Genomic DNA, 12,156 nt, shown 5'->3' with positions numbered 1-12,156 from the left:
AATCATGGATACATTTCTCTAAAAGTCCTGAGCGAGTTTTGCAAATCAAAATTTTAACATGATATGGAAAACGGAATCAAAGGAAAAGTAGTAGTCATTACGGGAGCCAGCAGCGGTATGGGACAAGCTATGGCGGAACTACTTGCGCAACGTGGCGCAAAGGTTGTGCTGGGAGCGCGCAGGACGGATTTGCTCGCCGCCATTTCAGAACGCATAAAACAAAATGGCGGAGAGGCGGTTTACTTGAAAATGGATGTTACCAATAGGGAAGAGGTTGCCAAACTTGCGGAGTTGGCTGTGACTGAATTTGGCAGGTTGGATGTAATGATCAACAATGCCGGCATCAGCCAACTTCACCGCATGGAAGAACTGGATGTAGCGGGTTGGGAACAAATGATAGATGTTAACCTCAAAGGCGTTCTTTACGGAGTAGCGGCTGCGTTGCCCATTTTCAAAACGCAGGGATCAGGGCACATTATTAATATTATATCAACTGCCGGGATCAAAATTGTTCCGTCAATGGGTGTTTATGCAGGCACAAAAAATGCAGTACGAACGATCAGCGAAGCATTGAGGCAGGAGTCTGGGGGACGCTGGCGTGTTACGGGCATCTCGCCGGGCCTTGTTGACACAGAATTCGTCAGTAATATCAAAAACGATGATATGAGAAAGGCGATCCAACAGAAAGCGGACGAGATCGCTATCCCGGCGGATGCGATTGCCCGAGCCGTAGCCTACGCGATTGAACAGCCTGACAATGTGGATGTAGGAGATATTGTTATCCGGCCAACAGCTCAGGATTAATTGAATAATAATATAGCTTCGCGAGTAGCAAAGAAATGTGGCCGATATGATGACTGAACCTGTGTTTTTTGAGACAATTTCCGAGTTAATGCAGCGGTTGGACCTACCCAAGCCATTGCATCCGCATATCGCTTTGGTTAACTATGATCAGGTCAGGCCAAATTTGAAAGATGCCGGACGCCGGTATTTGCTCCGTTTTTACAAAGTAGCATTCAAAACAAGTTTCGTCGGCAAAGCAAAATATGGGCCGGGTACTTATGACTTTAAGGAAGGCGGACTGGCTTTCGTTGGCCCGAACCAGATGGTCGAGCTATCCGCCGATGAAGAGCAGCATGAAGGGTACGCATTGTTTTTTCATCCCGATTTACTCTTCCGGTACCCGCTGGCGAAAAGTATTCATCAGTATGGTTTTTTCTCTTACCGGGTGTCCGAAGCATTGTTTCTTTCTGAAAAAGAAAAACAAATAATCGGCTTTCTTTTTGAATCCATTGACATTGAGCTGAAAAATAACATTGATAGTTTCAGTCAAAGCGTGCTCGTATCGCAGATTGAATTGCTGCTTAATCATTGCAATCGTTTTTATAACCGCCAGTTTCTGACAAGGAATGTCGTTCATCATGATGTAATTGATCAGGTGAACGCATATTTGACCGATCGGTTTAAAAAGGAACAGGCGTTGATCAGCGGATTACCGACCACACAGGAAATTGCGGATCAATTAGAATTGTCCCAGCGTTATTTGTCGGATATGCTTAAATCTTTGACAGGCCAGACAACCCAGCAACATATTCATCTTTGGATCATTGAAAAATCAAAAGAAATGTTGGGCAGCAATGCATTAACCACGGCAGAGGTTGCTTACAATCTCGGCTTCGAGCACCCGCAATCATTCAATAAGTTATTTAAGCAAAAAACAGGATTGTCGCCTGCTGCATTCCGACTGGGGCTTCGTGCTGGGTAAACAAAATTCCTGGGATGCCGGATGCATTCATTACGGTTTTAGGAGGTAAATATTTCCAGTTTAGGCATCGACTTCACGTGTAGAAGATGCTCGAAGATAAAATACAAAAAAATATTAGAATATTAGCTTTTTCTTAAAAAAAATACTAGTTTTATATTAACCAATTTATCGCTGTATCTATTAGGAGAAGGGGGTTAATTATGGGAAAAGTCAGAAACATTCTCGAAACAAAAAAGACAGGTCCGGTATCGATTTGCCCGGATAACACTGTTTTTGAAGCTCTGGAACTGATGGCTGAAAAAAACATCGGCGCGCTCCTCGTAATGGAGCACCAGAGGGTCGTTGGAATCTTCACGGAAAGAGATTACGCACGTAAAGTTATCCTGAGAGGAAAGGCCTCCAAAGAACTAAGGGTCAGGGAAATCATGACGATGAATCCCCTGACGGTATCATCTGATACTACCATCGAAGATTGTATGTCCTTTATGACGGACAAATTTATCAGGCACCTGCCGGTTATCGACGACGAACAACTCATGGGCATCATCTCGATTGGTGATGTTGTGAAGTACATCATCGAAGATCAAGAGTACATCATCGGGAACCTGAAACATTATATCACGGGCATTTAAACAGCTTCGACACCCCGGATTTTCATTTTCGCATCACGTTATTTTAAGAAAAGACAGTTTTTTTCTGTTATCGTTTTCTAACATCGAATTGCTTATGGAGGGTTTAAATGCGTCTGGTACGCCAGGATGGCCGTTTGTGGTCTATACTTTACTGGTTTTTGCATTATTAACACTGATCATTTCGCTTTCTTACTTTTTAGGACAACGTCATCAGGGCGGGGCTTCGGACCAGCCGTATGAATCGGGCATTCTTGAAACCGGTTCTGCGAGGCTGCGGTTCTCGGCACAGTTTTATCTTGTGGCCATGATGTTCGTCATTTTTGACATTGAAGTGGTATTTATTGTGCTGTGGGCTTTGGCTTTCCATGAACTTGGATGGCCGGGTTACCTCAGCATTTGTGTTTTTATAGGGCTGTTATTTGCTGTTCTGATTTATGAATGGAGTATAGGCGCGCTGAATTTTGGTCCCGACGGAAAAAAAATCCTGAAAGCATATCGTAAATTACCCTTTAAAGATCCTGCAATATGAAATGGTGGCTTAGCAAACCGTCCGAGCCTGCCGTCACCACGCAGGGAACTAGTTCATTCGAAGAGTCAGTAGCGCAAAGCATTATGCTTACGACCGTTCAGGATTTGCTCGCATGGGGCCGTAAAAACTCCATGTGGCCTTTCCACTTCGGTCTTTCCTGTTGCTTTGTGGAAATGGCCACCAGCCTTACCAGCAAATATGATGTGGCACGTTTTGGTGCGGAGGTTATCAGGGGAACTCCCCGCGAGGCCGACGTCATGGTGATCGCCGGGACTGTTTTTGTGAAAATGGCCCCGATCATTAAAAGGCTTCACGATCAGATGATGGAGCCTAAGTGGGTGATTTCCATGGGCTCTTGTGCCAATTCCGGAGGTATGTATGACATTTACAGCGTGGTGCAGGGCGTGGATAAATTCCTCCCCGTGGACGTGTATGTCCCCGGTTGCCCACCGCGGCCGGATGCTTTTATGCAAGGACTAATGCTCCTGGCCGACTCGGTTGGAAAGGAACAGCGGCCATTGAGCTGGGCTATTGGTCCCCAGGGCGTCATCAGGCCCGAAAAGCCGGTGATGCGCGTTGAAAAAAGAGAAGAAAGAGCGAAAATCATAGATTTCCGTACGCCTGACAATGTTTGATAGCAAGGATATCGATTCAAGCCTGGAAGATGAACTGCTTGCTGAGTTTGGCGAAGCAACTTTCAAAAAGCGTACCTCAGTGGATGAGGTCACCACCTTATGGGTTAAAAAAGAGGAGATTGTAGCGGTGCTGACGCATCTCAAAACGAAGATCCGCAGCCCGTTCAATATGCTCTATGACCTCAGCGCCATTGACGAGCGCAACCGGGCCAAAGTGGGGATGAACGGTTCTGTTCCTCCCGATTTTACGGTTGTGTATCATTTACTATCCTTCGGGCGCAACCGATTTATCCGGCTGAAAGTAGCATTGCACGGAGAATACCCTTCCATAGCCTCGATTTCGTCTCTTTGGAAAAATGCCAATTGGTATGAAAGAGAAGTATTCGATATGTTCGGTATCCGGTTTGAAGGGCATCCGAACCTGCGTCGTATACTCATGCCGTTAACTTGGAATGGTCACCCGCTGAGAAAAGAACATCCGGCGAGAGCAACTGAAATGGGACCGTTCCGGCTTTGGGATGAAAAGCAGGCAATGGAGCAGGAAGCTTTGCAGTTTAACCCGGAAGACTGGGGTTTGAAAAGGCACAGCGCTGATGCAGATTTCATGTTCCTGAATCTTGGGCCGCAGCATCCGGGTACACATGGGGTACTTCGGATCATTCTTCAGTTGGATGGCGAAGATATTGTTGACGCAGTCCCGGACATTGGTTTCCATCACCGCGGAGCCGAAAAAATGGGCGAAAGACAGTCCTGGCACACCTATATACCCTATACCGACCGGGTTGACTACCTGGGCGGCGTGATGAATAACCTTGCCTATCTGCTGGCCGTTGAAAAGCTGGCAGGTATCCAGGTTCCCCCACGGGTAGAGGTGATACGCGTGATGTTGTGTGAATTTTTTCGCATTGCCAGCCATTTGGTCTGGTATGGCACTTTTGCACAAGATCTCGGACAGCTTTCGCCAGTATTCTATATGTTTACCGACCGTGAGAAAATCTTTGACATTGTAGAAGCGATCTGTGGCGCAAGGATGCATCCCAACTGGTTCCGCATTGGAGGCGTAGCCCAGGATTTGCCTGTGGGGTGGGATAAACTGGTGCGCGATTTTGTCGCTTATTTCCCGAAACAGCTGCGTGAATATGACCAGATGGTGATGCGTAACAGCATTTTTCGCGGCCGTACGGTCGGTATTGGTATTTACACATTGGAAGAAGCCATTGAGTGGGGGGTAACCGGTCCGGGCCTGAGAGCCTGCGGATATGAATGGGATTTTAGAAAAAAACAACCCTACTCGGGTTACGAAAATTTCGATTTTGACATTCCCACGGCTAAAAATGGGGATTGTTACGACCGCGCGGTGATCCGGGTGGAGGAAATGCGGCAGAGCCTGCGCATTATCGAACAATGCCTTCAAAATATGCCCGAAGGTTCTTATAAGTCGGATCATCCCCTCACCACCCCGCCATTGAAGAAAAATACCATGCAGGACATTGAAACGCTCATCACCCACTTTCTGAATGTGAGCTGGGGGCCGGTGATACCGCCGGGAGAAGCGATGAGCTGCATTGAAGCCACCAAAGGGGCGAACAGCTATTACCTGACCAGTGACGGAAGCACTTCGGCCTACCGGGTGAGGATCCGTACCCCGTCGTTTCCCCATATGCAGATGCTGCCGTATATCAGTAAGGGTTACACAGTCGCCGACCTGTTGTCGATCCTGGGAAGCATTGATTATGTTCTGGCAGATATTGACAGATAACCATGAAAAGATCCGATCATGACCACCCTGGAAACACTCACAGCCGAAGAAATTACTGAAATTGACCACGAGATCGCGCTGGTACCTTTCCGCAAGGCAGCGGCTATCGAGGCATTGAAGATCGTGCAGCAACATCGCGGATGGGTCTCGGATGAGAGCCTGCGCGCCATTGCGGGACATTTGGAAATTTCACCGGACGAGCTTGATAGCGTGGCGACATTCTATAACCTTGTTTTTAGGCAACCCGTCGGCAGGAATGTTATCCTGCTGTGTGACAGTATCAGTTGCTATGTGATGGGTTATGAAAAAATTTATGGCTATCTCCGTGACAGGCTGCACATTGGTTTCGGTGAAACCACGCCTGACGGCCGTTTTACGCTCCTGCCCAACGCCTGCCTGGGAACCTGCGACCGTGCCCCCGCACTGATGATTAACAATGAACTATTCAGGGACCTGACCGAGGCCAGGCTCGATGAAATTTTGGACGGATACCACTGACAACATGGAAACACCGCTAACCCGACATATCAGCTTTGACCGCCCGCCTTATAATCTCAGCGATTATGAGAAGACGGGTGGATACCAGGCTTTGCGGAAAGCGCTCACAGCCATGGGGCCGGCGGATATTACCAAAACAGTGCAGGAATCGGACCTGAAGGGCAGGGGAGGCGCGGGTTTTAACACCGGGATGAAATGGAGCTTTGTGCCCATGACGGGCGATCATCCCATTAAGTATCTGATCTGCAATGCAGATGAAATGGAGCCTGGGACTTTCAAAGACAGAATGCTGATGGAGGGCAACCCGCACCAGCTGATAGAAGGTATGATCATTTCCGCATTCGCCATTCAGGCCAATATATCCTACATCTTTTTACGCTGGGCTTACAAAAAAGCAGCCAGGCTGCTCCGGCATGCGATCGATGAGGCGTATGCGGCAGGCTATCTCGGAAAGAACATATTGGGTACGGGTTACAACCTTGAAATGTACCTGCATACAGGTGTAGGCCGCTATATCTGTGGTGAAGAAACCGCGCTGCTCAATGCATTGGAAGGAAAAAGGGCAACGCCCCGGACCAAGCCTCCCTTTCCGCAAATAAGTGGCCTGTTTGGCAAGCCTACCATTGTCAATAATGTGGAAACGTTCTGCAATATCCCGCATATCATTAACAATGGCCCGGACTGGTTCAAAAGCTTGGGTGGCGGAAGCGACGCGGGAACGAAGATCTATGGCATCAGCGGGCGGGTCAAAAGACCGGGTCTCTGGGAATTACCGATGGGCGTTACGATGCGTGAGCTGATCGAGGTACATGCCGGAGGAATGGCCAATGGATATGGGTTCCGGGGTGCTTTGCCAGGAGGTGCGTCCACCGATTTTTTGGTGAAGGAGCACCTGGATGTGAAGCTGGATTTTAAGTCGGTAGCTGCGGCGGGAAGCAGGCTGGGGACTGGTACGATGATCATTCTGGACGACCATACCTGCCCGGTAGGCTTCGTGCATAACCTCGAACATTTCTTTGCGCAGGAGTCGTGCGGCTGGTGTACGCCCTGCCGGGAAGGGCTACCCTGGACGGAGAAAATACTGCTTTCCATCGAACGCGGAGAGGGAAGATTGGAAGACTTGCAGCTGCTCGACATGCACACACGCTTTCTCGGACCAGGCAATACCTTTTGCGCGCTGGCACCTGGCGCGATGGAACCATTGCAAAGTGCGCTGAAATATTTCAGAGAGGATTTTGAAAAGCACATTAACCAAAAAAAATGCCCCTGGCGGTAAATCATTATGGCACTTATTTATATTGATAAAAAGCCTTATGAGGTAAAACAGGGCAAAAACCTGCTCGAAACATGCCTCACGCTGGGTCTTAACCTGCCGTATTTTTGCTGGCATCCCGCCATGGGTTCCGTTGGGGCCTGCCGCCAATGTGCCGTCAAGCTTTTTAAAGACGAAAACGATACCAGCGGACGGTTGGTGATGGCTTGCATGGAAGGCATTCGTGACAATATGTATGTGTCGGTGGATGATCCCGTTGCCAAGGATTTTCGCTCACAGAATGTGGAATGGCTCATGACCAATCACCCTCACGATTGCGCCGTGTGCGATGAGGGCGGCTCCTGCCACTTGCAGGATATGACGGTGATGACCGGGCATGCTTACCGCCGTTTCAAATTTCCCAAACGTACTTACAAAAATCAGTACCTGGGGCCATTTATTAATCATGAAATGAACCGCTGCATTCAGTGTTATCGCTGTGTGCGGTTTTACAAAGATTATGCTGGCGGAAAGGACCTGGATGTTTTTGCTGCCCACGATCACGTTTACTTTGGAAGGGAAAGCGACGGTGTACTCGAAAACGAATTCAGCGGTAACCTTGCCGAGATATGTCCAACCGGGGTTTTTACCGATAAAACCCTGAAAGAACATTACACCCGTAAATGGGACATGACCATGGCGCCCTCCATTTGCCAGCATTGCAGTTTGGGCTGCAATATCATTGCCGGCGAGCGGTATGGCGAACTGCGGCAGATCACGAGCCGGTTCAATAGTGAAGTGAACGGGTACTTTATATGTGACCGGGGCCGGTTTGGCTACGAGTTTGTTAATAATGTTACCAGAGTACAGCGACCTATAGTCCGGGGCGAAATGGCCGACGTAGGCGACAAACAGAATTTATTCAATAGCCTGGCGGCAGTTTTGCTCGGCGGGAAAATGATTGGGATAGGTTCGCCGAGGGCTTCGCTGGAAGCAAACTTTGCATTGCGCCAACTGGTTGGAAAACAGCATTTTTACCAGGGTATCCCCGAAAATGAGACCCGCCTGACCCATACCGTACTCGAAGTTTTGAACTGCGGACGGGTACACACACCATCACTGAAAGAAATAGAGCAGGCCGACGTGGTACTGGTCCTGGGGGAAGATCCGACCAATTCCGCTCCGAGGCTTGCGCTGGCATTACGGCAGGCGGTGAGGCAAAAACCATTGGAAGATGCGGCATCGATCAACATTCCTACCTGGCACGATGCTGCATTGCGTGAGCTGATCCAGGATAAAAAAGGAGAGCTTTTTATTGCTTATCCTATTGAAACCAAACTCGACGAGGTTGCAACTGAGACCTTTCATGTGGCACCGGATGACATTGCCCGCTTCGGTTTTGCTATTGCCGATTATCTGAACAACACTGCCCCCATACCCAAAGGGATGAATGATCAGACTCTGGAAATAGCGAAACATGTCGCGGATATTTTGGAAAAAGCCGAAAGACCGCTGATCGTTTCGGGCACCACGCTTTTCAATGAAGATATCATCAAAGCCGCTTATAACATTGCACTGGCATTGGAAATGGAGCATAAGAAAGCGGGCTTGTGTTTTGTAGTGCCCGAATGTAATTCAGCGGGACTGGGTATGATGCAGGCTCCCTCCCTGACCCGGGCCATGGAAAATGAGGTAGCTGATACGGTCATTATCCTCGAAAACGATTTGTACCGAAGGAGTCCAAAGCAAGATGTTGATCATTTTCTAAGTGAATTTAAAAACATCATCGTCCTCGATCACCTTCATAATGAAACAACAGGCAAGGCGACCATACTGATCCCTGCGGCTACTTTTGCGGAAGGCGAGGGTACGCTGATCAATAATGAAGGACGGGCACAACGATTTTTTCAGGTTTTTATGCCCAAAAATCAAAACATCAGGGAAAGCTGGCGCTGGCTGGATGAATTCAGGCAGTTTCGGAATGGTACCAAGCCGGAAGATCTCAATGAGCTTGACAACCTGATGGAGGAACTGGTTACCGCTATGCCGCAGTTCAGCGGGGTCGAAACCGTAGCGCCTCCTTCCGATTTCCGCATTAACGGTCAGCGCATACCCCGGGAGCCGCACCGGTTCAGCGGCCGTACTTCCATGCTTGCGAATGTGGCCGTTAGTGAGCCCAAGCCGCCCGAAGACACCGATTCGCCATTTTCTTTTACCATGGAAGGCTACCGCGGTATTCCTCCTGCGCCGTTGATCCCTTTTTACTGGTCACCGGGCTGGAATTCGGTTCAATCCATTAATAAGTACCAGATAGAAGTAGGTGGCCCGTTGCATGGCGGCGATCCGGGTGTTCGGCTGTTTAGGGAAGGGCTGGTTTCGAAGGCCGGTTTTCAGGACAATATCCCCACCGCTTTTAAGCCGCACAAAGGAGAGACAGTCATTGTATCGTTACCGCATATTTTTGGCTCCGACGAACTGAGCGTGTATTCACCTTCGATCACCAGCCGTTCGGCCAAGCCATACATTATGCTGGGCCGTACCGATGCGGAGCGTTTGAATGTGGGCGAAGGAGAAATTTTACATGTGCAGATCGGTGGTCAGGGTTATGACTTGCCGGTCGTCAGAAAAGATGCATTGCCTGAGGGATTGGCCGCGATGCCTTATAACCTTCCTTCCATGCATGGTATTATCTGGCCTGCCAAAGGGATTTTAACCAAAACGATATCATGAATGAGGTATTCCGCTATCTACTGATGATCGTCGTCATGCTCTTCACGCTGACTACCATCGCTGCCTGGCTCATCTGGCTGGAACGTCGCATGCTCGCATTGTGGCAGGACCGCTACGGACCTAACCGCGCGGGACCATTCGGGTTGCTGATTGTCGCGGCGGACACGATCAAGCTGTTCTTTAAGGAAGACTGGATACCTCCGTTTGCTGAGAAAACTATTTTTGTCATTGCGCCGACGATCGTTGCCGCCGCCGTGCTGCTGAGCTTTGTGATTATTCCTTTCGCTCCCGGCATCCTGGTTGCCGATTTGAATGTAGGACTGCTCTTTTTTCTGGCTATGTCGTCGCTAGGTGTGTACAGCATTGTGCTGGGCGGGTGGGCTTCCAATAACAAATATTCATTGCTGGGTGCCTTGCGTGGCGCATCCCAGATGATCAGTTACGAAGTTTTTATGGGTCTTTCTCTGATGGGTGTGGTGATGCTTTCGGGTTCATTCCGGCTGACGGACATTGTAATGGCGCAAAAAGACCTTTGGTTTGTCGTGACGCAACCGGTTGGTTTTGTGCTGTTCCTGATCGCCGGAATTGCCGAAACGCACCGGTTACCCTTCGATATACCCGAAGCTGAAAGCGAGCTGGTGGCAGGGTTTCACTCCGAATATTCCGGTATGAAATTTGGAATGTTCTTCATTGGTGAATACCTGGGCATTACGCTGGTATCGGCCATGGTGGTTACTATCTTTTTTGGCGGCTGGCTGGGCCCATTCCTGCCGCCGATTGTTTGGTTTGCATTGAAAACTTTTGTCTTCATCGTGCTTTTCATACTCCTGCGGGCATCGCTTCCCAGGCCGAGGTATGATCAGTTAATGGAATATGGCTGGAAAATCATCCTGCCTATCGCGCTTCTGAATTTGTTAATAACCGGTGCTTTTGCATTACTGAAAGGCTAACATTATCTAACCCGCAGCATCATGATCAGTTTAATAAGAACAATGTGGTTGACTTTTCTGCATATGTTCAGAAAACGGGAGACCATTCAATACCCCGAAGAAAAAGTGGTGCTGCACCCTCGCTGGCGGGGACGGATTGTGCTCACCCGCGACCCCGATATGGGCGAGCGTTGCGTAGGCTGTTACCTGTGCGCGGCGGCCTGCCCGGTCGACTGCATTTCCCTGCAGGCTACCGAGGATGAGAATGGCAGAAGGTACCCTGAGTTTTTCAGGATCAATTTTTCAAGATGCATATTCTGCGGCTACTGTGAAGAGGCCTGCCCAACTTATGCCATACAGCTTATTCCCGACTTTGAAATGGGAGAATATGACCGGCAGAATCTGGTATATGAAAAAGAAGACCTGCTCATCAATAGCGAAGGGAAGTATCCCGGATATAATTATTACAAGGTAGCCGGCCTGGCCGCCGGAGTGAAAGGCAAGGGAGAAGGAGAGAACGAGGAGCCGCCAGTGGATGTACGCAGTTTATTGCCATAGCCCATGGATATCGCTTTTTATATAACCGCAGCAGTCACCGTAATAGCCACGCTTATGGTCATTACCCGGCATAATCCGGTGCATGCCTTGCTGTATCTTAACATCTCTTTGCTGTCGCATTCCATGCTGTTTTATCTACTGGGTGCGCCATTTGCGGCATTGCTTGAAATTATCATTTACGCCGGGGCGATCATGGTGCTTTTCATTTTTGTGATCATGCTTTTAAATCTTGGAAAAGAAACCGAGGAGCAGGAGCGCAAATGGCTGAAACTGAAAGTTTGGGTTGGCCCGTCACTGCTGGCGGCGGTACTGTTTGCCGAGTTTCTTTACTTGGTACTATCGTCGGAAAGTACTGCTTATGATCCGAAAACAGTAAATCCCCGGGAAGTGGCCATGTCATTATTCCAGGTTTACGTGATTGGCGTGGAGCTGGCGGCGATGCTGCTGATGGCGGCGGTGGTAGGAGCGGCGCATATCGGGCGACATAAAAGATTGGTTTTGCACCGGTTTTTGAAAGAAGAAAAAGAAGAACACGAAGAGGCTGTATTATGAAATCATCTGTTTCCATCGAAATGGTAATGCTGCTGGCAGGCCTGCTCTTTACACTGGGTATCGCCGGTGTGATCATCCGGAAGAACATCATTTTCATGCTGCTATCAGTTGAGATTATGCTCAATGCTTCCGGGCTTGCATTTATCGCGGCAGGCTCCCACTGGGGCCAGCCGGACGGACAGGTTATGTTCATTTTTATACTAGCCATGGCGGCCGCCGAAGTTTCCATCGGGCTGGCTTTGATATTGCAGATCTATCACCAGCACAAATCACTGGATATCGATAAGTTGAAAGAAATGAACGGTTAGGTCATTTAA

13 protein-coding genes are annotated in these 12,156 nt (G+C 48.9%); all 13 read left to right on the top strand.

Annotated features, from left to right (window positions below; translation table 11 throughout):
- Positions 1–63: 63 nt before the first annotated feature.
- Entirely contained in the window at positions 64–804 is a 741-nt protein-coding gene (locus ON006_RS12985) for an SDR family oxidoreductase (RefSeq protein ID WP_244820219.1), read from the top strand.
- Between the two features lie 46 nt (positions 805–850).
- Positions 851–1,765, top strand: coding sequence for a helix-turn-helix domain-containing protein (locus ON006_RS12980; RefSeq protein WP_244820218.1), 915 nt, complete (start codon positions 851–853; stop codon positions 1,763–1,765).
- Positions 1,766–1,965: 200 nt separating this feature from the next.
- Complete coding sequence (locus tag ON006_RS12975; RefSeq protein WP_244820217.1) at positions 1,966–2,397, top strand: CBS domain-containing protein; 432 nt, start codon at positions 1,966–1,968, stop codon at positions 2,395–2,397.
- 94 nt (positions 2,398–2,491) lie between these two features.
- The gene (locus ON006_RS12970) at positions 2,492–2,926 is read left to right on the top strand and encodes an NADH-quinone oxidoreductase subunit A (protein WP_244820216.1); all 435 of its coding nucleotides are present in this window, start codon (positions 2,492–2,494) and stop codon (positions 2,924–2,926) included.
- Positions 2,923–3,561 carry an NADH-quinone oxidoreductase subunit NuoB gene (nuoB, locus tag ON006_RS12965; RefSeq protein WP_255772866.1) on the top strand — a complete coding sequence of 213 codons (639 nt, stop codon included), beginning with the start codon at positions 2,923–2,925 and terminating at the stop codon, positions 3,559–3,561. Before ON006_RS12970 ends, nuoB begins: the two co-directional genes overlap by 4 nt.
- Entirely contained in the window at positions 3,554–5,320 is a 1,767-nt protein-coding gene (gene nuoC / locus ON006_RS12960) for an NADH-quinone oxidoreductase subunit C/D (RefSeq protein ID WP_244820215.1), read from the top strand. Before nuoB ends, nuoC begins: the two co-directional genes overlap by 8 nt.
- A gap of 18 nt (positions 5,321–5,338) precedes the next feature.
- Positions 5,339–5,818, top strand: coding sequence for an NADH-quinone oxidoreductase subunit NuoE (nuoE, locus tag ON006_RS12955; RefSeq protein ID WP_244820214.1), 480 nt, complete (start codon positions 5,339–5,341; stop codon positions 5,816–5,818).
- 4 nt (positions 5,819–5,822) lie between these two features.
- Positions 5,823–7,094, top strand: a complete 1,272-nt coding sequence (gene nuoF / locus ON006_RS12950) for an NADH-quinone oxidoreductase subunit NuoF (protein ID WP_244820213.1) — start codon at positions 5,823–5,825, stop codon at positions 7,092–7,094.
- A gap of 6 nt (positions 7,095–7,100) precedes the next feature.
- On the top strand, positions 7,101–9,800 hold the full coding sequence (nuoG, locus tag ON006_RS12945) for an NADH-quinone oxidoreductase subunit NuoG (RefSeq protein ID WP_244820212.1): 2,700 nt from the start codon (positions 7,101–7,103) through the stop codon (positions 9,798–9,800).
- Entirely contained in the window at positions 9,797–10,750 is a 954-nt protein-coding gene (gene nuoH / locus ON006_RS12940; protein ID WP_244820211.1) for an NADH-quinone oxidoreductase subunit NuoH, read from the top strand. Before nuoG ends, nuoH begins: the two co-directional genes overlap by 4 nt.
- Positions 10,751–10,771: 21 nt before the next feature.
- On the top strand, positions 10,772–11,287 hold the full coding sequence (nuoI, locus tag ON006_RS12935; RefSeq protein WP_244820210.1) for an NADH-quinone oxidoreductase subunit NuoI: 516 nt from the start codon (positions 10,772–10,774) through the stop codon (positions 11,285–11,287).
- Positions 11,288–11,290: 3 nt separating this feature from the next.
- Positions 11,291–11,839: an NADH-quinone oxidoreductase subunit J gene (gene nuoJ / locus ON006_RS12930; protein WP_244820209.1), complete on the top strand. Its 549-nt coding sequence runs from the start codon at positions 11,291–11,293 to the stop codon at positions 11,837–11,839.
- Positions 11,836–12,147, top strand: coding sequence for an NADH-quinone oxidoreductase subunit NuoK (gene nuoK / locus ON006_RS12925; protein WP_244820208.1), 312 nt, complete (start codon positions 11,836–11,838; stop codon positions 12,145–12,147). Before nuoJ ends, nuoK begins: the two co-directional genes overlap by 4 nt.
- Positions 12,148–12,156 lie beyond the last annotated feature (9 nt).

It is taken from the genome of Dyadobacter pollutisoli (assembly GCF_026625565.1).
Classification (GTDB): Bacteria; Bacteroidota; Bacteroidia; order Cytophagales; family Spirosomataceae; genus Dyadobacter; species Dyadobacter pollutisoli.
This window is presented reverse-complemented; position numbering and strand designations above follow the sequence as displayed.